2 protein-coding genes are annotated in these 26,492 nt (G+C 75.5%); both read left to right on the top strand.

Annotation, left to right across the window (positions count from 1 at the left end):
- Nucleotides 1-11: 11 nt before the first annotated feature.
- Entirely contained in the window at nucleotides 12-14,804 is a 14,793-nt protein-coding gene (locus ACFY1U_RS31215; RefSeq protein WP_390697471.1) for a type I polyketide synthase, read from the top strand.
- Between the two features lie 61 nt (nucleotides 14,805-14,865).
- The gene (locus tag ACFY1U_RS31210; RefSeq protein WP_390697470.1) at nucleotides 14,866-26,472 is read left to right on the top strand and encodes an SDR family NAD(P)-dependent oxidoreductase; all 11,607 of its coding nucleotides are present in this window, start codon (nucleotides 14,866-14,868) and stop codon (nucleotides 26,470-26,472) included.
- The last annotated feature ends 20 nt before the right edge of the window (nucleotides 26,473-26,492 follow it).

Raw genomic sequence — 26,492 nt, 5'->3', positions numbered from 1 at the left:
AGCGCGCCACCATGTCTGACGAAAAGAAACTCCTCGACTACCTCAGGCGGGCCACCGCGGACCTCGGCGAGGCGCGCCGCGAACTGCGCGAGGCCGAGGACGCCCGGCACGAGCCGATCGCGATCGTGGCCACGAGCTGCCGCTACCCCGGCGGCGCCGACACCCCCGAACGACTGTGGGACCTGGTCGCCGAGGGCCGGGACGCCATCTCCGAGTGGCCCACCGACCGCGGCTGGGACACCTCCGCCCTCTACGACCCCGACCCCGACCATCCCGGCACCTCCTGCACCCGGCACGGCGGATTCCTGCACGAGGCGGGGGAGTTCGACGCGGGCTTCTTCGGCATCTCGCCGCGCGAGGCGCTGGCCATGGACCCGCAGCAGCGGCTGCTGCTGGAGGCCTCCTGGGAGGCGCTGGAGCGCGCCGGCATGGACCCCGCCTCCGTGCGCTCCAGCCCCACCGGCGTGTTCATCGGCGCCATGACCAACGACTACGGCGACGACTCCCGCGACCGGCCCGACGTCCAGGGACTGCTGCACGCCGGCACCGCGGGCAGCGTGATCTCCGGCCGCGTCTCCTACACACTCGGTCTCGAGGGTCCCGCGGTGACCGTGGACACGGCGTGTTCGTCCTCGCTGGTCGCCCTGCATCTCGCGGTACGGGCCCTCAGGGCCGGCGAGTGCAGCCTCGCCCTCGCCGGCGGCGTCACCGTCATGCCCCACCCCGACCCCTTCGTCGCCTTCAGCCGCCAGCGCGCCCTGGCACCCGACGGCCGCTGCAAGGCCTTCGCCGACGGCGCCGACGGCACCTCCTGGTCCGAGGGGCTGGGAGTGCTCGTACTGGAGCGGCTGTCGGACGCACGGGCCGCCGGGCGCCGGGTGCTGGCGGTGGTGCGGGGCACGGCGGTCAATCAGGACGGAGCGAGCAACGGGCTGACGGCGCCCAGTGGCCCGGCTCAACAGCGGGTCATCCGGGCCGCGTTGGCCGACGCCCGGTTGTCGGCGGGCGACGTGGACGCGGTGGAGGCGCACGGCACCGGGACCCGGCTGGGCGACCCGATCGAGGCACAGGCGCTGCTCGCCACCTACGGGCAGCGGCGTGAACGGCCGCTCTGGCTGGGGTCGTTGAAATCCAACATCGGCCACTCCTCGGCGGCGGCCGGGGTGGGCGGCGTGATCAAGATGGTGGAGGCGCTGCGGCACGGGGTGCTTCCGAAGACCCTGCACGTGGACGCCCCGTCGTCGCAGGTGGACTGGTCGGCGGGCGCGGTGGAGCTGCTGACCGAGGCACGGGAATGGCCGGCCGACCCCGACCGGCCCCGCCGCGCCGCCGTCTCCGGCTTCGGCGTCAGCGGCACCAACGCCCACGTGATCATCGAGGAGGCCCCCCGGGCGGAGGACGCCGAGTCCGACCCGCAGGGCATGCCGCTCACGGCTGTGCCCTGGATCGTCTCCGCCCGTACCGAAGAGGCGCTGGCGGCCCAGGCCGGGCGCCTGCTGGAGGCCCTGGACGACGCGGCCGACACCGTCGACACCGCCGCCGTCGCGCGGGCCCTGGCGACCACCCGCTCGGCCTTCGAGCACCGCGCCGTCGTGGTCGCCGACTCGGCGGACGGGTTCCGGGCCGGGCTCACCGCGCTGGCCGCCGGGGGCACCTTCGCCGGGCTGGTGCAGGGCACGGTGCGCGCCTCGGGACGGGTCGCTTTCGTCTTCCCCGGACAGGGCGCCCAGTGGACCGGTATGGCTCGCGAACTCCTCGAGGCCTCACCGGTGTTCGCCGAGCGGATGGCCGCCTGCGCGACGGCCCTCGCCCCGTACATCGACTGGTCCCTCACGGAAGTCCTCGGCTCCGCCGCGGAGTTGGAGCGCGTGGACGTCGTCCAGCCCGCCCTCTTCGCGGTGATGGTGTCCCTGGCCGAACTGTGGCGGGCGCACGGCGTCGAGCCGGACGCCGTCCTCGGACACAGCCAGGGCGAGATCGCCGCCGCCGTGGTCGCCGGGGCACTCTCCCTTCAGGACGGCGCCAAGGTCGTCGCCCTGCGCAGCCGCGCCCTCGTCGAGCTGGCCGGGCGCGGCGGCATGGCCGCGATACCGCTCGCCGCCGACGAGCTGACGGTCCATCTGGAGCGGTGGGAGGACCGGTTGTCGGTCGCCGCTGTCAACGGCCCCGCCTCGGTGGTGGTGTCCGGCGACCCCGAAGCGGTCGACGGACTCGTGGCCGAACTCCAGGCAGCCGACATCCGCGCGCGCCGGATCCCCGTCGACTACGCCTCCCACAGCCCGCACGTCGAGCAGATCCGCGAACGCCTCCTTCAGAGCCTGGCCGACATCCGCCCCACCACCGGACAGATCCCCTTCTACTCCACCGTCGACCTGCGCTGGCAGGACACCGGCACCCTGGACGCCGACTACTGGTACCGCAATCTGCGGCAGACCGTACGGCTGGAGGAGGCCACCCGCGCCCTGCTCGCAGAGGGCTTCAGGTTCTTCGTCGAGTCCAGCCCGCACCCCGTGCTGACCATGGCGATCGACCAGACCGCCGAGGCCGCGCGGATTGACGCCGTAGCCGTCGGCACCCTGCGCCGCGACCAGGGCGGGGCCGACCGCTTCCTGCTCTCTCTGGCCGAGGCCCACACCGGCGGCCTCGCCCCCGACTGGAACACCCTCTTCGCGGGCCGGCCGGAGCGGCCGGTCGACCTGCCCACCTACGCCTTCCGGCGGGACCGGTACTGGCTGCAGCGCAAACCGGCCGACACCGGGGGCGGCGCCGCCGCGGCGGATCCGCTGCAGGACGCCTTCTGGGAGAACGTGCGGGAGCAGGACCTCACCGGGCTCGCCACGACCCTGGGCGTCGACCCGCAGGCCCCGCTCTCCGCCGTCCTGCCCGCCCTGGCCGACTGGCGCACCCGCGGCGACGAGCAGACCACCGTCGACTCCTGGCGCTACCGCGTCGAGTGGCATCCGCTCGCCGACGTCCCGGCCGCACGCCCGGCCACCCTCGACGGCACCTGGCTGGTCGCCACCACGGAGGCGGTCGACGCACACCCCTGCCTGAAGGCCCTGCGCGAGGCGGGCGCCGCCCCGGTGCCCGTGGTCCTCGGCGGCACCGGTACCCGGGCCGACCGCGCGGACATCGCCGGCCGGCTGAGCCGGGCCGTCGAGGAGGCGGGCCCGGTGCAGGGCGTGCTGTCCCTGATCGCCCTGGACCAGCGGCCCTGCCCCGACCGCCCGCACCTCCCGCTCGGCACGGCGCTCACGCTGAGCCTGGTCCAGGCCCTCGGCGACGCCGGCCTGGAGGCCCCCCTGTGGTGCGCCACCCGGGGGGCGGTGACCACCGGCCGCGGCGACGCCGTCACCAACGCGGCCCAGTACCTGGTGTGGGGTCTGGGCCGGGTGGCCGCCCTGGAACACCCGCAGCGCTGGGGCGGTCTCATCGACCTCCCCGAGACACCCGACGCACGCTTCGGGTCCCGCCTGTGCCGCGCCCTGGCCGGCTGGGACGGCGAGGACCAGATCGCGTTGCGCGCCGGCGGCGCCTACGCCCGGCGCCTGGTACGCAGCCGTACCACCGACCCCGCGGACCGGGGCGACTGGCGTGCCCGCGGCACCGTCCTGGTCACCGGCGGCACCGGTGGCGTCGGCGCACACCTGGCCAGGTGGCTGGCCGACCGCGGCGCCGAGCACCTGGTGCTGGCCGGCCGCCGGGGCGTCGACGCACCCGGAGCGGCCGAACTCGCCGACGCCATCAGGGCCGACGGCACCCGGGTCACCGTCGCCGCCTGCGACGTCGCCGACCGCGACGCGCTGGCCGCACTGGTGCGGGAACTGGAGGACGACGACGGCCCGATCACGACGGTCGTGCACGCCGCCGGCACCGGCCTGCTCGTGCCGCTGCGCGACACCGACCCCGAGGAGTTCGCCGAGACCCTGTACGCCAAGGTCGCCGGGGCCGCCAACCTCGACGCCCTCTTCGACCGCGACGGCCTCGACGCCTTCGTGCTGTTCTCCTCCATCTCCGGCGTCTGGGGCAGCGGCGACCACGGCGCCTACGCCTCCGCCAACGCCTACCTCGACGCGCTCGCCGACCAGCGGCGGGCCAGGGGCCGCACGGCCACCTCCGTCGTCTGGGGCATCTGGGACCCCGAAGGCGGCGCCGGCATGGCCGCCAACCTGGTCGAGGAGCAACTGCGCGGCCGGGGCATCCCGTTCATGCGGCCCGCGACCGCGCTGACCGCGCTCGGCCAGGTCCTCGCCGACGATCCGGCCGTCGAACTCGTCACCGCCGTCGACTGGGACCGCTTCGCCCCCGTCTTCACCTCGGCCCGGCCCAGCCCCCTCATCGGCGACCTCCCGGACGTGCGCCGTGCCCTCGCCGAGGAGACCGCGCCCCGGCCCGACACCGAGGGCGGTACCTCCTCCCTCCGTGAACGGCTGACCCCGCTCGCCCCCGCCGAGCGCGACCGGCTGCTGACCGACCTCGTCCGCGAGCACGCCGCCGCCGTCCTGGGCCACGACTCCCTCGACGCGGTCCAGCCCGAGAGGGCCTTCCGCGAACTCGGCTTCGACTCCCTGACCGCGGTCGAGATGCGCAACCGGCTCAATACCGCCACCGGACTGCGGCTGCCCGTGACCGTCCTGTTCGACTACGCCAGCGCCACCGCCCTCGCCCGCCATGTGCGCGAGGAACTGCTCGGCCCCGACGCCCCGGCGGCAGCCGTCCCCGCCCATGTGGCCGCCGACCCCGACGACCCCATCGCCGTCGTCGCCATGGGCTGCCGCTATCCCGGAGACGTACGCACCCCCGAGGACCTGTGGCGGCTGGTGGAGGAGGGTCGCGACGCCGTCTCCGGACCGCCCGCCGACCGTGGCTGGGACCTCGACCGGCTCTACGACACCGACCCGGACCGCGCCGGCACCACCTACAGCACCGACGGCGGTTTCCTGCACGACGCGGGCCGCTTCGACCCCGCCTTCTTCGGCATCTCGCCGCGCGAGGCCCTGGCCATGGACCCCCAGCAGCGCCTCCTGCTGGAGATCGCCTGGGAGACCCTGGAGCGCGCCCAGATCGCCCCCGCCACCCTGCGCGGCACCCAGGTCGGTGTCTTCACCGGCGCCGCCTACCAGGGCTATGGAGGACAGGGCGCCGTCCCCGAAGAGGTGGAGGGCCACCTCATCGCCGGGATCTCCACCAGCGTCCTGTCCGGCCGCATCGCCTACACCTTCGGCTGGGAAGGGCCGGCCGTCACCGTCGACACCGCCTGCTCCTCCTCCCTGGTCGCCGTCCATCTGGCCGCCCAGGCACTCAGGTCGGGCGAGTGCACGCTGGCCCTCGCGGGCGGCGCCACCGTACTGGGCACCCCCCTGTCCTTCACCGGTTTCAGCCGCCAGCGCGGCCTCGCGGCGGACGGTCGCTGCAAGTCCTTCGGCGCCGGCGCGGACGGCTTCGGCATCGCCGAAGGAGCCGGACTGCTTCTCCTCGAACGCCTCTCGGACGCACGCCGCAACGGGCACCCGGTGCTGGCCCTCGTGCGCGGCTCGGCGGTCAACCAGGACGGCGCCAGCAACGGCCTCACCGCCCCCAGCGGACTCGCCCAGCAGCGCGTCATCCGCAGCGCCCTGGCCGCGGCCGGACTGACCGGCGCCGAAGTCGACGCGGTGGAGGCGCACGGCACCGGCACCCGGCTCGGCGACCCGATCGAGGCGCAGGCCCTGCTCGCCACGTACGGCCAGGACCGGCCCGCCGACCGGCCGCTGCTGCTCGGCTCCCTGAAGTCCAACATCGGCCACAGCCAGGCCGCCGCCGGTGTCGGCGGCATCATCAAGATGGTCCAGGCGATGCGCCACGGCGTCCTGCCCCGCACCCTGCACGCCGACGAACCCACGCCCGACGTCGACTGGTCGACGGGCGCGGTGGAACTCCTGACCCGGGCCAGGCCCTGGGAGGCGAACGGACACCCGCGCCGCGCCGGAGTCTCGTCGTTCGGCCTCAGCGGCACCAACGCGCATGTCATCGTCGAGCAGGCCGAGGAACCCGCCGGGCACACCGACCGCCAGCCACCCGTCGCGACCGCCTGGACCCTGTCGGGCCGCACCGAACAGGCCCTGCGCGACCAGGCGGAGCACCTGTACGCCCACGCCACCGAACGGCCGGAACTGCGCCCGGCCGACATCGGGCTGACCCTGGCAACCGGACGCTCCGCGTTCGAGCACCGGGCCGTCGTCGTCGGCACCGAACGCGACGGTCTCCTCGACGGCCTGGCCGCGCTCGCCGCCGGGCGAACCCACCCCGCCGTGGTCCGGGGCACGGCCACCGCACCCGGCCGCACCGTCTTCGTCTTCCCCGGCCAGGGCTCCCAGTGGTCCGCCATGGCCACCGAACTCCTCGACACCGCGCCCGTCTTCGCCCAGAGCATCGCCGACTGCGAACGCGCCCTTGCCCCGTACGTCGACTGGTCCCTGACCGACGTGCTGCGCGAGGAGCCCGGCAGCCCGCCGCTGGAGCGGGTGGACGTGGTCCAGCCCGTGCTGTTCTCCGTGATGGTGTCGCTGGCCGCGCTCTGGCGCTCGTACGGCATCGAACCCGCCGCGGTCGTCGGACACAGCCAGGGCGAGATCGCCGCGGCCTGCGTCGCCGGGGCGCTGACCCTTCAGGACGCGGCGAAGGTCGTGGCCCTGCGCAGCCGCGCCCTGATCCCGCTGGTGGGGCACGGCACGATGCTGTTCGCCGCGCTGCCGGCCGACGAACTGCGCGAGCGCATCAGCGACTTCAGCGACCGCGTCGCCGTCGCCGCCGTCAACGGGCCCACGTCCGTGACCCTCTCCGGCGACCCCGGGGCACTGGAGGAGATCGGCGAACGGCTGGCCGAGGACGGCAGTCTCAGCTGGAGCATCCCGGGCGTCACCTTCGCGGGTCACTCGCCCCAGGTGGACGCCCTGCGCACCGAGATCCTCGACGCGCTGGCCGACGTCACCCCGCGCGCCACGGACATCGCCTTCTGCTCCACCGTCACCGGCGGCCCGCTGGACCCGCTGACCCTCGACGCCGGGTACTGGTACCGCAACCTGCGCGAACCGGTCGAGTTCCATCGGGCCGTCACCTCGTTGACCACCGCCGGGTACGACACCTTCGTCGAGGCGAGCCCGCACCCCATGCTCACCGTCTGGCTCCAGCAGAGCGTGGACGCGGCGGGCGGGACGGGCTGCGTCACCGGCACCCTGCAGACCGGCGCGGGCGGCCTCGACCGCTTCCTGACCTCGCTCGCAGAGCCCCATGTCCGGGGTGTCCCCGTCGACTGGCGGCCCGCGTTCGAGGGCACCGGAGCCCGTCACGCCGACCTGCCCACGTATGCCTTCCAACAGCAGCGGTACTGGCTCGAAACGACCGCGGCCACGGCCGGCGCACACACCGGGGAACCCGTGGATGCGACCTTCTGGGACGCCGTCGAACGCCGGGACCTGCCCGCCGTGGCCGACACCCTGCGACTGCCCGAGGCCGACGAGGCGGCCCGCGCCGGTCTGAGCGGAGTGCTGCCGGCGCTCGCCGACTGGTGGCGCGACCGGCAGAGCCGGACCACGATCGACGGCTGGCGCCACCGCGTCGGCTGGAAGCCCCTCACCCTGGCGTCCGGCACACCGGCCCTCACAGGAACCTGGTGGGTCCTGGTCCCCTCCACGGCGGCGGGGCATCCCGTGACCGCGGGTGTTCTGCGGGCACTGGGCCGGCACGGTGCCACCACCGTCACCGTGGAGCTCGCGCCCGACGGAACCGACCGTGACACGCTCACCGCCCGCCTGCGCACCCTGCGCGAATCCGGCGCCCCCGACGGGCTGTTGTCCCTGGCCGCCCTGGCCGAGGAGCCGTACGCCACCGGCACGTCGCTGCCGGCCGGACTCGCCCTGACCACCTCCCTGCTCCAGGCACTCGGCGACGCCTCGATCGCCGCGCCCCTGTGGTGCGCGACCAGCGGAGCGGTCTCCGTCGGCCGCTCCGACGCCCTCACCAGCACGCTCCAGGCGACCGTCTGGGGACTGGGCGCGGTCGCCGGCGTGGAGTACCCGGAGCGCTGGGGCGGCCTCATCGACCTGCCGGCCGAGCCCGACGACCGCAGCGGTACCCGCCTGGCCGCCGTCCTCGCGGGCGCCGACGGCGAGGACCAGATCGCCATCCGCGCCTCCGGCGCCTTCGGCCGCAGGCTCGAACAGGCGCCTCCCGCGCCGCAGACCGAGGCGACGCCCTGGGCGCCCACCGGCACGGTGCTGATCACCGGCGGCACCGGCGCGCTCGGCGCCCACGTCGCCCGCCGGCTCGCCTCCGCCGGCACCCGGCACCTGCTGCTCACCAGTCGGCGGGGCGCCGACACGCCCGGCGCCGCGACACTGGTCCAGGAACTCGCCGAACTGGGCGCCGAGGCCCGGGTCGTGGCCTGCGACGCCGCCGACCGTGACGCCCTCGCCGCGCTGATCGCCGCCGTCCCGGACGACCGTCCGCTCACCGCCGTCGTGCACACCGCCGGCGTCCTCGACGACGGCGTCCTCGACACCCTCAGCCCCGAGCGGACGGCCACCGTGCTGCGGCCCAAGCTCGATGCCGCCCTCAACCTGGACGAACTCACCCGGGACCTCGACCTCACCGCCTTCGTACTGTTCTCCTCGCTCGCCGGCACCCTCGGCGGCACCGGACAGGGCAGCTACGCCGCCGCCAACGCCTTCCTCGACGCCCTCGCCGAGCAGCGGCGCGCCCGGGGCCTGCCCGCCACCTCCGTCGCCTGGGGCCTGTGGGCCGGGGACAGCGCGGCGGGTGCCGCCAGCGAGCAACTCGTCCGCAACGGCCTGCCCCCCATGCCGCCGGAGCTCGCGCTCACCGCCCTCGGCCGGGCCCTGGCCGACGGCGAGACCCGGCCGGTGCTGTGCGCCTTCGCCTGGGAACGTTTCCTGCCCGCCTACACCGCCCTGCGCCCCAGCGCCCTGCTGCGCGACCTGCCCGCCGCCCGCACCCTCCCTGTCGACACCGCGGGCACGGACGCGAACCCCCTGACCGGCCTTCCCGCGGCCGAACGGCTCGCCGCACTCGAACGCGTCGTGCGCACCGAGGTCGCCGCCGTGCTCGGCTATCCCGACCCCGGCGCGATCGAGCCCGACCGCGTCTTCAAGGACCTCGGCTTCGACTCCCTGACCGCCGTCGACCTGCGCAACCGGCTCGCCGAGGCGACCGGCCTCCGGCTGTCGGTGACCCTGGTCTTCGACCACCCGACCGTCACCGCCCTCGTCGAGCACATCCGCGGTGAACTGTGGGGCGCGGAGCCCGAGTCGGCCACCCCCGGCACCCCTGCCGCCGCAGCCGTCCCTGCCGACGACGACCCCATCGCCGTCGTCGCCATGAGCTGCCGCTTCCCGGGCGGTGTCACCACCCCCGAGGACCTGTGGCGGCTCGTGTCCCTCGGCACCGACGCGATCTCCGCCTTCCCCACCGACCGCGGCTGGGACCTCGAGGAGCTCTACGACCCCGACCCGGACGCCGTCGGCCGCACCTACGCCCGCGAGGGCGGTTTCCTGTACGACGCCGACCGGTTCGACCCCGCCTTCTTCGGCATCTCGCCCCGCGAGGCCGTCGCCATCGACCCGCAGCAGCGCCTGTTGCTGGAGCTGGCCTGGGAGGCGTTCGAACGGGCCGGTATCGATCCGACGTCCCTGAAGGGCAGCCGCTCCGGGGTCTACGTCGGCTCCAGCTACCGCGACTACGGCTCCCGCGTCCAGCAGCCCACCGAGGAGATCGAGGGCTATCTCGGCATCGGCAGCGCGGGCAGCGTCGCCTCCGGGCGCGTCGCCTACACCTTCGGCCTGGAGGGACCGGCGGTCACCGTCGACACGGCGTGCTCCTCCTCGCTCGTCGCGGTGCACCTCGCCGCCCAGGCGCTGCGCGGCGGCGAGTGCTCCCTGGCCCTCGCGGGCGGCGTCACGGTGATGGCCAGGCCCGACGCGTTCATCGAGTTCAGCCGGCAGCGCGGCCTCGCGGCCGACGGCCGCTGCAAGCCGTTCGCCGCCGCCGCCGACGGCACCGCGTGGGCCGAGGGCGCCGGTCTGGTCCTGCTGGAGCGGCTGTCCGACGCGCGCCGCAACGGGCACCCGGTGCTGGCCCTGGTACGGGGCTCGGCGGTCAACCAGGACGGCGCCAGCAACGGCCTCACCGCCCCCAACGGCCCCTCTCAGCAGCGCGTCATCCGCCAGGCGCTCGCCTCGGCCGGACTGACCGGCGCCGAGGTGGACGCGGTCGAGGCACACGGCACCGGTACCCGGCTCGGCGACCCGATCGAGGCGCAGGCCCTGCTCGCCACCTACGGTCAGGAACGGTCCGCCGACCGGCCGCTGCTGCTCGGCTCGCTCAAGTCCAACATCGGCCACAGCCAGGCCGCCGCCGGCATCGCGGGCCTGCAGAAGATGGTCCTCGCCATGCGGCACGGCGTTCTGCCGCGCACCCTCCACGTCGACGCGCCGACCCCGTTCGTCGACTGGTCGGCGGGCGCGGTGTCCCTGCTGACCGAGGACACCCCCTGGCCGGACAACGGCCACCCCCGCCGGGCCGCCGTCTCGTCGTTCGGCGTCAGCGGCACCAACGCGCACACGATCCTGGAACACGTCCCCGAGCCGGCCGAACCGGCCGAGGAGACAGGGGAGAGCACACAGGACGACGGCACGGCCGTGCCCTGGCTGCTCTCGGCCCGCAGCCCCGAAGCCCTGCGCGCCCAGGCCGAGCGGCTCCTCGACCACCTCGACGCCCACCCCGGCCTCGCCGCCACCGACATCGCCCGCACCCTGGCCACCGCCCGTGGCGCGTTCGAACACCGGGCCGCGCTCGTGGCCGAGGACCGCCCCGCGCTCACCGGTGCGCTGAGCGCCCTCGCCCACGGAACGGACGGGCCCGGCGTGCTGCGCGGCACGGCCGTCACCGGAAAGACCGCGTTCCTTTTCTCCGGCCAGGGCAGCCAGCGGCCCGGCATGGCCGCCGGACTCTACGCCGGCCAACCCGTGTTCGCCGACGCCTTCGACGCGATGTGCGCCGTACTCGACCCGCTGCTCGAAAGGCCCCTGCGGGACATCGTGTTCGCGCCCGCCGGATCCCCCGACGCGGCGCTGCTGGACCGGACGGAGTACACCCAGCCCGCCCTGTTCGCCGTGCATGTCGCCCTGTTCCGGCTGGCCGCCCACTGGGGGGTCGAGCCCGACCTGCTGTTCGGCCACTCCATCGGCGAGATCTCGGCCGCGCACGTGGCGGGTGTCCTGTCGGCAGCCGACGCGGCCGCTCTGGTCGCGGCCCGGGGCCGGCTCATGCAGGCCCTCCCCGAGGGCGGCGCCATGGTCGCGCTCACCGCCTCCGAGGCGGACGTGCGGCCGCTGCTCGCCGACCACGCCGACCGGGTCGCCCTGGCCGCCGTCAACGGCCCCGCCTCCGTCGTCGTCTCCGGCGCCGAGGACGCCGTCACGGACATCGCCGGGCGCTGGCAGGCGGCGGGCGGCAAGGCGCGGCGCCTGACGGTCAGCCACGCCTTCCACTCCCCGCTGATGGACGACATGCTCGACGAGTTCCGCCGGGTCGTGGACTCGCTCGACCTGCGGGCACCCACCGTGCCGATCGTCTCCGACGTCACCGGCACCCTGGCCACCACGGAGCAGTTGACCTCTGCCGAGTACTGGGTACGGCACGTACGCGAGACGGTCCGCTTCCACGACGGCATGCGCACCCTCGCCGCCGAGGGCGCCGTGACGTACCTCGAACTCGGCCCGGACGGCTCGCTCAGCGCGATGGGCCGCGACTGCCTTCCCGAGCCGGCCGACCCGACCGCGGCCGGACCCCTGGTGCCCCTGCTGCGCAAGGACCGCCCCGACGATCACGCCGTCACCACCGCTCTCGGTCACCTCAGCGTGCGGGGTACGGCCGTGGACTGGCCGGCCGTGTTCCGCGGCACCGGCGCGCGCCGGGCCGACCTGCCCACGTACGCCTTCCAGCGCGAGCGGTACTGGCTGGAGGCCACCGCCCCGGCAGGCGGTGCGACCGCCCTCGGCCTCCAGGCGGCGGACCACCCGCTGCTGGGCGCGGCCGTCCCGCTCGCCGACTCGGACGGGTACCTGTTCACCAGCCGGATCTCGCTGCACACCCACCCCTGGCTGGGCGACCACCGGATCTACGGCACCGTCCTCGTCCCCGCCACCGCCCTGCTCGAACTCGCGCTGCGGGCCGGCGACGAGGCCGGCTGCGACCAGATCGACGAACTCGTCCTGCAGGCCCCGCTGGTGCTGCCCGAGCGGGGCGGGGTGACCCTCCAGATCACGGTCGGCGCGCCCGACGCCTCCGGCGCCCGTCCGTTCTCGGTGCACTCCCGGCCGGCCGACGGACCCTGGGTCCGGCACGCGGGCGGCCTGCTCTCCACCGCGTCCGCCGCCCCGCCCGAGCCCCTCACCGAGTGGCCGCCGCAGGGCGCCGCACCCGTCGCGCTGGACGGGCTGTACGAACAGTCCGCCGAGGACGGCTTCGGCTACGGCCCCGCCTTCCAGGGGCTGCGGTCGGTGTGGCGCGTCGGCGACGAGGTGTACGCCGAGGCGGAACTCCCGTCCGGCACCCAGGCCGACGCCACCCGCTTCGGACTGCACCCCGCTCTGCTGGACAGCGCCCTGCACGCGCTCGCCTTCGGTGTCCTCGACGGCACCGACCAGGGCTGGCTGCCCTTCTCCTTCAACGAAGCGCGCCTGCACGCCACGGGCGCCACCGCCCTGCGCATCCGGCTGCGCCCCACGGGCCGCGACGCGATGGCCGTGCTGGTCACCGACCCCACCGGGCGCCCGGTCGCCGACGTCGGCTCCCTGCGCCTGCGTCCGGTGGCCCCCGACCAGGTGGCCGCCGCCCGCTCCGGCCACCACGACGACCTCTACCGGGTCGAGTGGCCCACCGCACCCGTGCCGGCACCGCTCACCCCGGACGACGGCTGGGCACTCGTCGCGCAGGAACCCGCCCACGGCATCACCCGTACCGCCGCCGGCCCGGCAGGGCTCGCCCGCGAGGTCTCCGACGGGGCCGTACGGCCCGGTTTCGTCCTCGTGGCCGCTCCGGTCCCGGCGGCCGGTGTGGGCCAGGCCGAGGCCGTGCGCCAGGTCACCGGGCGCACCCTCGCCCTGGTCCAGGAGTGGCTCGCCGAGGAGGCGCTGAGCGGCGCCGCCCTCGTCCTGCTCACCCGGAACGCGGTCGGCACCGGCCTCGGCGACGACGCACCGGACCCCGTACAGGCCGCCGTCTGGGGCCTGGTGCGCTCGGCCCAGACCGAGAACCCGGGCCGGTTCGTCCTCGTCGACCTCGACGGCACCGAAGCCTCCGACACGGCGCTCGCCGCCGCGGTCGCCACGGGCGAACCCCAACTGGCGCTGCGGGACGGCCAGGTCCACCTGGCCCGGCTCGCGCACGTCCCCGACACGGGAGAGAGCGACGCCCCGGACTTCGGCTCCGGCACCGTTCTGATCACCGGCGGCACGGGAGCCATCGGCGCCGTGATCGCCCGTCACCTCGCCACCGAGCACGGTGTACGGCACCTGCTGCTCACCAGCCGGCGCGGACCGGCGGCAGCGGACGCCGCCGAACTCGTCGCCGAGCTGGCGGAACGGGGAGCCGAGGCCGAGGTCGTGGCCTGCGACGCCGCCGACCGGGACGCGCTCGCGGCGCTGCTGGCCCGCATCCCCGGCGGCCGGCCCCTGACGGCGGTCGTCCACGCGGCGGGCGTGATCGCGGACGGTGTCGTCGACGCGATGACGCAGCAGCAACTCGACACCGCGCTGCGACCCAAGGCGGACGCCGCCTGGAACCTGCACGAACTGTCCGCGGACGCCGAGCTGTCGGCCTTCGTGCTGTTCTCCTCCATCGCCGGCGTCTTCGGCGGCATGGGGCAGGGCAACTACGCTGCCGCCAACGCCTACCTGGACGGCCTCGCCCAGTACCGGCGCTCGCTCGGACTGCCCGCCGCTTCGCTGGCCTGGGGCCTGTGGGCCAACAAGGGCGGTATGAGCGGCGGCCTGGACGAGGCGGACTTCCGGCGCATCGCCCGCGGCGGCATCCTCGCCTTCCCGCCCGACGAGGGCGCCCGCCTGTTCGACGCCGCGCTCGCCACCGGTGAGCCCGCGCTGCTGCCCCTGCGCCTGGACACCGCCGCGCTCGCCGCCCAGTCCGGACCCGGCGGCGTACCGGCCCTGCTGCGCGGACTCGTCCGCGCACCCGCCCGCCGCACCGCCGCCACCGGCGAGACGGCCGCGCCCGGCGCGGCGGACGCGCTGCGCCGCACGCTCGCCGGGCAGACCGAGGCCCAGCGGACGCGGACCCTGCTGGACCTGGTACGCACCCACGCCGCCACCGTCCTCGGACACTCCGGGCCCGGCTCCGTGGACGCCGAACGAGGCCTGCTGGACCTGGGCTTCGACTCGCTCACCGCCGTCGAACTGCGCAACCGGCTCGGCGCGGCCTGCGGGCTGCGGCTCCCGGCCACCCTGCTCTTCGACCACCCGACCTCGGCGGCCATCGCGGCCCACCTCGCCACCGAACTCCTCCCCGAGACACCCGGGGCCGCCACGGGCGCCACCACCGGACTGGCCGAACTCGGCCTGCTGGAGGCGGCCCTCGCCGGCGCGGAGCCGAGTCCGGAACTGCTCGCCCGCCTCCAGACCCTGCTCAGCACGCTGCGCCCGACGGCCGGCGAGACGGCTCAGGACCGTCTCGACCTGGCCAGCGACGACGACCTCTTCGACTTCATCGACAACGAGCTGGGCACGTCGTGACCGGCCGACCCGCATCCGCGACCCCGCGACCCCCCGCCCCCCGCTCGAAGGACGGTGCCCAGTGACGGACGGCACGGTGAACGACGACAAGCTCCGCGCGTACCTCAAGCGGGTCGCCGCCGACCTGCACAGCACCCGGCGGCAGCTGGAAGAGGTCGAGGCCCGGCAGCACGAGCCCGTCGCCGTCGTCGGCATGGCCTGCCGCTACCCGGGCCGGGTCACCTCACCCGAGGACCTGTGGAACCTGGTGGCCACCGGCACCGACGCCGTCGCCGGATTCCCCGACGACCGCGGCTGGGACGTGGAGGCGCTGCACGACCCCGCCCGCGAGCGCCCGGGCACCACCTACGCCGCCGAGGGCGGCTTCCTCACCGGCGCCGCCGACTTCGACCCCGCCTTCTTCGGCATCTCCCCGCGCGAGGCCCTGGCGATGGACCCGCAGCAGCGGCTGCTGCTGGAGACCACGTGGGAGGCGTTCGAACGGGCCGGCGTCGACCCGGCCGGGCTGCGCGGCAGCGACACCGGCGTGTTCGTCGGCGTCATGTACCAGGACTACGCCCTGCGCCTGCGCCACGTTCCGGACGACATCCAGGGATACATCGGCAGCGGCACCTCCGACAGCGTCGCCTCCGGGCGCCTCGCCTACACCTTCGGTCTGGGGGGCCCCGCCGTCACCGTCGACACCGCCTGCTCGTCCTCCCTGGTCGCCCTGCACCTCGCCTGCCAGTCGCTGCGCCGGCAGGAGTGCGGACTGGCCCTGGCGGGCGGCGCGATGGTGATGTCGACGCCGGTGCCGTTCGTGGAGATGAGCAGGCAGGGCGGACTCGCCGCCGACGGACGCAGCAAGTCCTTCAGCGCCGAGGCCGACGGCACCGGCTGGGGCGAGGGCGTCGGCATGCTCCTCCTCGAACGCCTCTCGGACGCCCGCCGCAACGGCCACCCCGTGCTGGCCGTCGTCCGCGGCACCGCAGTCAACCAGGACGGCGCCAGCAGCCGCCTGACCGCCCCCAACGGGCCCGCCCAGCAGCGCGTCATCCGGAGTGCCCTCGCCGACGCGCGGCTCGCCCCGGCCGAGGTCGACGTCGTCGAGGCGCACGGCACGGGCACCCCGCTGGGCGACCCCATCGAGGCCCAGGCGCTGCTCGCCGCCTACGGACGCGAGCGTGAACGGCCGCTGCTGCTGGGCTCGTTGAAGTCCAACCTGGGCCACACCCAGGCCGCCGCCGGCGTGGGCGGGATCATCAAGATGGTCATGGCCATGCGGCACGGCACCGTACCGCCCACCCTGCACGCCGAGCGGCCCACCCAGGCCGTCGACTGGTCCTCCGGCGCCGTCCGCCTGGTCACCGAGGTCGCACCCTGGCCGCGGACGGGAGGCCCGCGCCGTGCCGCCGTCTCCTCCTTCGGCATCAGCGGCACCAACGGGCACGTCATCCTCGAACAGGGCGACCTCGAACAGGGCGACCCGGCCGACCTGGGCACGCCCGCCGCCGACACCGCCCTCCCGGTACCCCTGCCCTTCTCCGCCCGCAACGGCGACGGACTGCGCGCCCAGGCCCGGCAGCTCGCCGCCCACCTGGCGGCCCACCCCGAGCAGCCCCTCACCGCCGTGAGCCACGCCCTGGCCACCGGGCGGGCCGCGCTGGAGCACCGGGCCCTCGTCGTCGCCGCCGACCGCGACACGGCCGTCGACACCCTGAACGCCCTTGCCGAGGACCACCGTTCGCAGCCCGGCACCGGTGGCGACATCGCCTTCGTCTTCCCCGGCCAGGGCTCCCAGTGGACCGGAATGGCGGCGGCCCTCCTCGACACCGAGCCCGTCTTCCGCGACCGCTTCGCGGCCTGCGCCGACGCCCTCGCGCCGCACGTCGACTTCTCGCTCGACGAGGTGATCCGCGGCACGCCGGGCGCGCCCGGTCTCGACCGGGTGGACGTCGTCCAGCCCGCCCTGTTCGCCGTGATGGTGTCCCTCGCCGCGCTCTGGCGCTCCTACGGCGTCGAACCGGCCGCCGTCGCCGGACACAGCCAGGGCGAGATCGCCGCCGCCGTCGTCGCCGGGGCCCTGTCGCTTGAGCACGGCGCCGCCGTGGTCGCGCTGCGCAGCCGCGCACTGCGGACGCTCGCCGGCCAGGGCGGCATGGCCTCCGTCCCCCTCCCGGCGGACGAGGTGCGCGCGCTGCTCGCCGACCGCGGCGACGGACTGTCCCTCGCCGCCGTCAACGGACCTGCCTCGGCGGTGGTCTGCGGGGACGAGGCCGCCCTGGACGCCTTCCTCGCCGAACTCACCGCACGGGACCTGCGCGTGCGGCGCATCCCCGTCGACTACGCCTCGCACGGCCCGCACGTCGAACGCATCCGCGACGAGGTGCTGCGACTGCTGGACGGCATCCGCCCCCGCACGGCCGACATCCCCTTCCACTCCACCGTCACCGGCGAGCCGGTCGACGGGGAACTGCTGACCGCCGACTACTGGTACCGCAACCTGCGCACCACGGTGGAATTCGAGCGCGCCACCCGGGGGCTGCTGGCCGCGGGCCACCGCATCCTGCTGGAGGTGAGCCCCCACCCGGTGCTCACCCTCCCCATGGAGGACACGGCCCGAGCGGCCGACGCCGAGGACACCGTCGTCACCGGGACCCTGCGCCGGGACGACGGCGGCCGGGACCGGTTCCTCGCCGCGGTCGGCGAACTCTATGCGGCCGGTACGCCCGTCGACTGGACCGCGGCCCACACCGGCCCGGCCCCCGAGCGCGTCGACCTGCCGACCTACCCCTTCCAGCGCCGCAGGTACTGGCTGGAGGACACCTCGGCGCCGCAGGGCGACATGTCATCCGCCGGCCTGGCCGCCGCCGACCACCCGCTGCTCGGCGCCGTGGTCTCCCTCGCCGACGGCACGGGTCAGGTGCTCACCGGCCGTCTGTCCACCCGCACGCACCCCTGGCTCGCCGACCACACGGTGGGGGAGAGTGCCCTGCTGCCCGGCACCGCCTTCCTCGAACTCGCTGTCGCCGCCGCCGACCAGGTGGGCTGCGGCCAGGTCGAGGAACTCACCCTGCACGCCCCGCTGCGCCTGCCCGAGACGGGCGGCGTCGCCCTCCAACTGACCGTCGGCGCACCGGACGACGAGGGCCGCCGCCCGCTGACCGTGCACTCCCGGCCCGACGACAACGACGCCGACGAGTGGACCCCGCACGCCACCGGCGTCCTGTCCACCGCCCCCGCCGCTCCGGCCGAGCCGCTCACGCACTGGCCGCCGCCCGGCGCCGAACCGGTCGACATCACCGGCATCTACGAGCGGTTCGCCGCGGGCGGCTTCGCCTACGGTCCGGCCTTCCAGGGCCTGAACGCGGTATGGCGCCTGGGGGAGGAGTACTTCGCCGAGGCGAGCCTCCCGGACGACCGGCACAGCGACGCCGGCCTCTTCGGACTGCATCCCGCCCTGCTGGACAGCGCCCTGCACACCACCGGCCTGATCGGCGCGGGCGGCGGCCGGATGCCGTTCACCTGGACCGGGGCCGCCCTGCACGCCCAGGGCGCGACCCGTCTGCGCCTGCGGATCACCCCGACGGGCCAGGACAGCATGGCGCTGTACGCCTACGACCCGGCCGGACAGCCCGTCCTGTCCGTGGCCTCCCTCGGCCTGCGCCCGGCCGCCCCCGACGCGCTTCAGGGCCCGGCCCGCCACCACGACGCGCTCTTCCGCCTGGACTGGACGCCCCTCGCCCCGGCGACCGGACCGGCCCGCGCCGGCTGGGCACGCCTCGACGACTCCCGGGACGCGGACTTCGTCCTGGCCGAACTCGCCCCCGCCGACGACACCCACCGTGCCGTCCACGACGCTCTCGCCCTTCTCCAGGAGTGGCTCGCCGACGAGCGCCGGGCCGGCTCCCGGCTGGTGCTGATCACCCGGGGAGCAGTGGCCGCGCACCCCGGCGACGACGTCACCGACCTGCCGCTGAGCGCCGTCTGGGGGCTGGTCCGCTCCGCCCAGTCCGAACACCCCGGCCGCTTCCACCTCGTGGACACCGACCGGAGCGACATCGGCCCGGCCGCCCTGGTCGCCGTACTGGAAGCCTGTGACGAACCGCAGCTGGCCCTGCGGGACGGCCACTGGTGCGCACCGCGCCTGGCCCGGACCCCGGCGCGGGACGACGACCGGGCGCCCGTCCTGGACCCCGACCGCACCGTGCTGATCACCGGCGGCACCGGCCTCCTCGGCGGACATGTCGCCCGCCACCTGGTACGCCACCACGGAGTACGGCATCTGCTGCTCGCCGGCCGCAGCGGCCCCGACGCCCCCGGCGCCGCCCGACTGCGCGACGAACTCGCCGCCCTCGGCGCCGACGCGCGGATCGCCGCCTGCGACGCGGCCGACCCCGGGCAACTGGCCGAGCTGCTGGCCGGCGTGCCCGCGGACCACCCCCTGACGGCCGTGATCCACGCGGCCGGAGTCCTCGACGACGGCGTGATCGAATCCCTCACGCCCGACCGCGTCGACGCCGTGCTGCGGCCGAAGACCGACGCGGCGCTCACCCTCCACCGCCTGACCGAGGACCACGACCTCGCCGCGTTCGTGCTCTTCTCCTCCGCGGCCGGCACGTTCGGCGGCCCCGGGCAGGGCAACTACGCCGCCGCCAACGCCTTCCTCGACGCCCTCGCCCACCACCGGCGCGCCCGCGGCCTGGCAGGGCAGTCGATCTCCTGGACCCTGTGGGAGCAGCGCAGCGCCATGACCGGCCACCTCGGCGACGAGGAGGTCCGCCGCATCGCCCGCTCCGGCATGCGTCCGATCACCGTCGACGAGGGCCTGGCGCTGCTCGACAGCGCGCTCACCGTGGACGCGCCGCACCTGGTCGCGCTGCGCCTGGACACCGCCGCCCTGCGCGGCCGGACCGCCGCCGATCCCGTACCCCGGCTGCTGCACGGCCTGGTCCGCGCCCCGGCCCGACCGCAGGCCGCCACCGACGGCCCCGGCGACGACAGGCCGGCGCTGAGCCGCCGGCTCGCCGCGCTGGACGGCCCCGGGCGCCGACGCGAACTCCTGGACCTGGTGCGCGAACAGGTAGCCGCGGTCCTCGGCCACGCTTCCGGGCAGGCCGTGGAGGCCGGGCGCGCCTTCCGCGACCTCGGCTTCGACTCGCTGGCCGCCGTCCAGCTGCGCAACCGGCTCGGCACCGCCACCGGGCTGCGGCTGCCCGCCACCCTGGTCTTCGACCACCCCAACCCCGAGGCCCTCGCCGCCCACCTCGACGAGAAGCTGACCGGCACGGCCGAGACGCCCGCCGCCCTCGTGCCCCGGGCCGCGACGGACGACGACGACCTCATCGCCGTCGTCGCGATGGGCTGCCGCTACCCGGGAGGCGTCCGCTCCCCGCAGGACCTGTGGGACCTCGTCGCCTCCGGCACCGACGGCATCGCCGCCTTCCCCGCCGACCGTGGCTGGGACCTCGACGCCCTCCACGACCCCGACGGCGAACGCCACGGCACGTCGTACGTGCGCGAAGGCGGATTCCTCGACGCGGCAGGCGAGTTCGACGCGGGCTTCTTCGGGATCTCGCCGCGCGAGGCGCTGGCCATGGACCCGCAGCAGCGGCTGATGCTGGAGACGTCCTGGGAGGCGCTGGAGCGCGCGGGCATCGACCCGAGCACCCTGCGTGCCACCCCGACCGGTGTGTTCGTCGGCGTCATGCACCAGGACTACGCGGCCCGGCTGCTGCCCCACATCCCCGAGGAGGTCGAGGGCTTCCTCGGCGCCGGCAACTCGGGCAGCGTCCTGTCCGGCAGGGTCAGCTACACCCTCGGTCTGGAAGGTCCGGCGGTGACCGTGGACACCGCGTGCTCGTCCTCGCTGGTCGCCCTGCACCTTGCGGTACGGGCCCTCAGGTCCGGCGAGTGCACCCTCGCGCTGGCGGGCGGCGTCACCGTCATGTCCAGCCCCGAGCTCTTCGTGGAGTTCAGCCGGCAGCGCGGACTGGCCTCCGACGGCCGCTGCAAGGCCTTCGCCGACGCCGCCGACGGCACGGGCTTCGGCGAGGGGGTCGGCGTCGTCGTACTGGAGCGGCTGTCGGACGCACGGGCCGCCGGGCGCCGGGTGCTGGCGGTGGTACGCGGGTCGGCGGTGAACCAGGACGGGGCGAGCAACGGGCTGACAGCTCCCAGCGGTCCGGCTCAACAACGGGTCATCCGGGCGGCGTTGGCCGACGCCCGGTTGACGCCGGCGGACGTGGACGTCGTCGAAGGGCACGGTACGGGGACCCGGCTGGGCGACCCGATCGAGGCGCAGGCGCTGCTCGCCACCTACGGACGGGACCGCGAACAGCCCCTGTACCTCGGGTCGTTGAAGTCGAACATCGGGCACACCTCGGCGGCTGCCGGAGTGGGCGGCGTGATCAAGATGGTCCAGGCGCTGCGACACGGGCTGCTCCCCAAGACCCTGCATGTGGACGAGCCGTCGTCACAGGTCGACTGGTCGGCGGGCGCGGTGGAGCTGCTGACCGACGCGCGGGAATGGCCCGCCGACGCCGGACGGCCGCGGCGCGCCGCCGTCTCCTCGTTCGGCATGAGCGGCACCAACGCCCATCTCGTGCTGGAACAGTCCCCGGGCCCCGAACTCCCCGCCGAGGCGGGCCCGGACGGGCCGCCCGTCCCCTGGACCGTCTCGGGCCACACCCCCGAAGCCCTCCGCGCCCAGGCGGAACTCCTCTCCGTCTACGCCGAGAGCCACCCCGAGGCCGACCTCGCGGCCGTCGGCCGCACCCTCGCCACCGGCCGCACCCGGCATGAGCACCGGGCCGTCCTCGTCGGCGACCGCGAGCAGCTGACCGCCGGACTGCGCGCCCTGGCCGATGACAACCCCTGGCCCCGCACGGCCCAGGGCGCCGCGGGACCGGTCGGCCGTACCGTCTTCGTCTTCCCCGGCCAGGGCGCCCAGTGGACCGGCATGGCGCTCGAACTCCTCGACACCTGCCCCGTGTTCGCCTCGGCCCTCGCCGACTGTCAGGCAGCCCTTGCGCCGCACGTCGACTGGTCCCTGACCGAAGTCCTCGGCAGCGCGGCCGACCTGGAACGCGTCGACGTCGTCCAGCCCGCCCTCTTCGCCGTCATGGTCTCCCTCGCCGCGGCCTGGCGGGCGTACGGCGTCGAGCCCGACGCCGTCCTCGGACACAGCCAGGGCGAAATCGCCGCCGCCGTGGTCGCCGAGGCACTCTCCCTTCAGGACGGCGCCAAGGTCGTCGCCCTGCGCAGCAGGCTGCTGCGGGCCGTCGCTGGCCGCGGCGGCATGGCATCCGTGGCCCTGCCCGCCGACCGCGCGGCCGAACTGCTGGCGCCCTGGGGCGAGCGGCTGTCCGTCGCCGCGGTGAACGGCCCGCGCTCGACGGTGGTCGCGGGCGAGGCGGCCGCGCTGGCCGAACTGATCGCGGCATGTGAGGCCGACGGTGTCCGCGCCCGGCGGATCGAGGTCGACTACGCCTCCCACTCCGCCGAGATGGACCCCTTGCGCGCACAACTCCACGACGCGCTGGCCGGGTTGCGTCCCGCACCGGCCCGTATCCGCATGTACTCCAGCCTGGAAGCCGACTGGCTCGAAGGCCCCGAACTCGACGCCGACTACTGGTTCCGCAACCTGCGCGGCACCGTCCGGTTCGCACCGGCCGTCCAGGCGCTCGCCGAGTCCGGGTTCACCACGTTCGTGGAGACCAGCCCGCACCCCGTACTCACCGCCGCCGTACAGGAGGTGCTGGACGAGGCAGAGGGCGGCCTCGTCGTCGGGTCGCTGCGCCGCGACGACGGCGGACTCGACCGGCTGCTGCTCTCGCTCGGCGAGGCCCATGTCCAGGGCGTGCCCGTCGACTGGTCCGCCGCCCTCCCCGGCAGCGGCACCCCGGCCGACGACCTGCCCACCTACGCCTTCCAGCGCACCCGCTACTGGCTGGACGTGCCCGTCCGTAGCGGCGACGTGGCCACCGCCGGACTCGGCGCCACCGACCACCCGCTGCTGGGCGCGTCCGTCGACCTCGCCCACTCCGGCGAACACCTGCTCACCGGACGGCTCTCGGCCCGCACCCAGCCCTGGCTCGCCGACCACGTCGTCTCCGGACTGAACCTGCTGCCCGGCACCGCGTTCCTGGAACTCGCCCTGCGCGCCGCCGACGAGGCCGGCAGCGCCGTCGTCGACGAACTCACCCTGCAGACACCGCTGGTCCTGCCCCAGCGCGACGGCGTCCACCTGCAACTGCGCGTCGGGCCCGCCGAGGACGACGGCAGCCGGACCTTCGGCCTCTATGCCCGCCCCGAAGGCGACCCGGGCGCCGAATGGACCCCGCACGCCACCGGCACCCTCGGAACGGGCGACCGTACGGCTCCTGCCGCCGCGCCCGCGGCCTGGCCGCCGCCCGGTGCCGAACCGGTCGACCTGACCGGCGTCTACGACCGCTTCGCCGAAGCCGGATATGGCTACGGCCCCGCCTTCCGCGGCCTGCGCGCCGCCTGGCGGCACGGCACCGACGTCTACGCCGACATCGCCCTCGACCAGCCCTCCGACGCCGCCCGCTACCTGCTGCACCCCGCCCTCCTCGACGGCGCCCTCCAGGCCTCCGCGCTGCTCGCCGGGCAGGACAGGCAGGCCCGGCTGCCGTTCTCCTGGTCCGGCGTCGAGGTGCACGCCGCCGGGGCCGCCGCGCTGCGCATCCGGATCGGATCCGCAGGGCCCGACGCGGTCACCCTCGACGCCTGGGACCCGGCGGGGGAGCCCGTCCTGTCCGCCGATTCGCTGCTCCTGCGCCCGCTGACCCCGGGCGCCCTGACACCCGCCGCCGGCCGGGACGGGCTCTACCGGCTGGAGTGGACGCCGGTCCCCGCCGACGGGCCCGAGGCCGCGGATCCGGCGGTGCTCGACGACGCCTTCCTGGTGCGCCTCGCGGACCACGCCGACGAGATACCCGCGCTGCTCGTGTGGTCCTGCCCCTCCGACATCGACACCGAGAGCGAGAGCGAGAGCGACAGCGGGGCCGGGGCCGTCCGGAAGCTCACAGGTCACGCCCTGGACCTTGTCCGCCGCTGGGTCACCGAGCCCGCCCTCGCCGAGGCCCGCCTCGCGGTCGTCACCCGCCACGCCGTCTCCACCGCCCTCGGTACCCCCGCGCCCGACCCGGCGCAGGCGGCGGTGTGGGGGCTCGTGCGTGCCGCCCAGACCGAACACCCGGACCGTTTCGTGCTGGTGGACCTGGACGGCACCACCGCCTCCGAGGACGCCCTGCCCCGGGCGCTCGCCACAGGAGAGACCCAGTTCGCGCTGCGCGAGGGGACCGTGCTGGCGCCTCGGCTGGCCCGGGCCGACCGGGACACCGTCCTGGCGGCGCCGGCCGACACCGCCGCCTGGCACCTCGCCGTCACCGGCGACGGCAGCCTCGACGGGCTCGCCCTGCTGCCCGCCTCGCACGCCCACGCCCCGCTGGCCGAGGGCGAGGTGCGGATCGCCGTCCGCGCCGCCGGCCTCAACTTCCGGGATGTCGCCATCAGCCTCGGCCTCGTCCCCGACCAGCGCGTCCTGGGCAGTGAAGGCGCCGGGGTGGTCCTGGAGACCGGGCCCGGGGTGAGCGACCTCGCCCCCGGCGACCGCGTGTTCGGTATCTTCGGCGCCGCCTTCGGCCCGGTCGCCGTGGCGGACCGCCGTACCGTCGTCCCGATGCCCGCCGGCTGGTCCTTCGCCCGGGCCGCCGCCCTACCCGTCGCCTTCCTCACCGCCCACTACGGCCTGTTCGACCTCGGTGGTCTGCGGGCGGGGGAGAAGGTCGTCGTGCACTCCGCCGCCGGCGGTGTCGGCATGGCGGCCGTGCAGCTCGCCCGGCACGCCGGGGCCGAGGTGTACGGCACGGCGAGCCCCGGAAAGTGGGACACCCTGCGCGCGCTCGGCCTCGACGACGAGCACATCGCCTCCTCCCGCACCCTGGACTTCGAGTCCCGCTTCCTGGCCGCCACCGACGGGCGGGGCGCCGATCTCGTCCTGGACTGTCTGGCCCGGGAGTTCGTGGACGCGTCACTGCGCCTGCTGCCCCGGGGCGGGCGGTTCCTGGAGATGGGCAAGACCGACATCCGTGACGCGGACGCCGTGGCAGCCGCCCATCCCGGGGTCCGCTACCAGGCGTACGACCTGGCAGAGGCCGGCCCGGAACGGATCGGCGAGCTACTGCGGCACCTCGTCGCCCTGTTCGACGACGGAGCCCTCACCCCGCTGCCGCTCACCTGCTGGGACGTACGCCGGGCCCCCGAGGCGTTCCGGCACGTGAGCCAGGCCCGGCACACCGGCAAGAACGTCCTGCTGCTGCCCGGCACGCCCGACCCGGACGGCACCGTCCTCATCACCGGCGGCACCGGCACGCTCGGCCGTCTCGTCGCGCGGCACCTGGTCACCGAGCACGGCATGCGGCATCTGCTGCTGACCAGCCGCAGCGGCCCCGAGGCGCCCGGCGCGGCCGAGCTGAGCGACGAACTCGCGGTCCTCGGCGCCGAGGTGCGGATCGCCGCCTGCGACGCCGCCGACCGCGACGGCCTCGCCGCCGTCCTCGCCCGGGCCACCGCTCCGCTCACCGCCGTCGTGCACGCCGCCGGCGTCCTCGACGACGCCCTGGTCGACTCCCTCACCCCCGAGCACCTGGACCGGGTGCTGCGTCCCAAGACCGACGCTGCGTTCGTCCTGGACGAACTGACCCGGGACAGCGACCTGGCCGCCTTCGTGCTCTTCTCCTCCGGCGCAGCCCTCTTCGGCGGCGCGGGGCAGGCCAACTACGCCGCCGCCAACGCCGCCCTGGACGCACTCGCCCGGCGGCGCCGCGCCGAGGGCCTGCCGGGGCTGTCGATCGCCTGGGGCATGTGGGAGGAGCGCACGGGCATGACCCGGCACCTGGGCGAGGCCGACCTCGGCAGGATGAACCGCGGCGGCGTCACACCGCTGTCCTCCGCCGAGGGCCTCGCGCTGTTCGACCGCGCCCTAGCCTGCGACCACGACTATCTGCTGGCCGCCCGGCTCGACACGGCCGCGCTGCGCACGGGAGGCCAGGAGATCCCGCCGCTGCTGGCGGGCCTGGTCCGCGCCCCGCGCCGGCGCGCCGCCGCCCAAGCGGCCGCGGGCCGGGCCGCCGACGACCTGATGACCCGGCTGAGCGGGCTGTCCGAGGCGGACGCCCACCGGGCCCTCCTCGACCTCGTGCGCAGCCACGCCGCCGCCGTCCTCGGCCACACCTCGGCCGAACGGGTCCAGCAGGGCCGCCCGTTCAAGGACCTCGGCTTCGACTCCCTCACCGGCGTCGAACTGCGCAACCGGCTCTCCGCCGCGACCGGCGTGCGGCTGCCCGCCGGACTGGTCTTCGACCACCCCACCCCCGAGGCGCTGGCCCGGCACATCGGCACGGCCGTCGGCGAGCGCACCCGCCCGGCCCGGCCGGCCGCGTCGCCGGCCGAACTCGACCGGTTCCTCGAACGCCTCGCGGGGCTGTCCCCGCGTGCCCCCGAGCGCGACCTGCTGACCCGGCGCCTGCGCGAGGCCCTCACCGCCCTGGAGGCCTCCGCCCCGGACGGCGGGACCGACGGCGAGGTCACCGCCGCGAACATCGAGTCCGCCACGGACGACGAGATCTTCCACCTCATCGACAACCAGCTGGGCATCTCGTGACGCCCCGGATCCACGTACCA

It is taken from the genome of Streptomyces sp. NPDC001351 (genome assembly GCF_042896045.1).
Classification (GTDB): Bacteria; Actinomycetota; Actinomycetes; order Streptomycetales; family Streptomycetaceae; genus Streptomyces.
The sequence above is the reverse complement of the archived record's forward strand: the minus strand, read 5'-3'. Positions and strand labels throughout refer to the sequence as shown.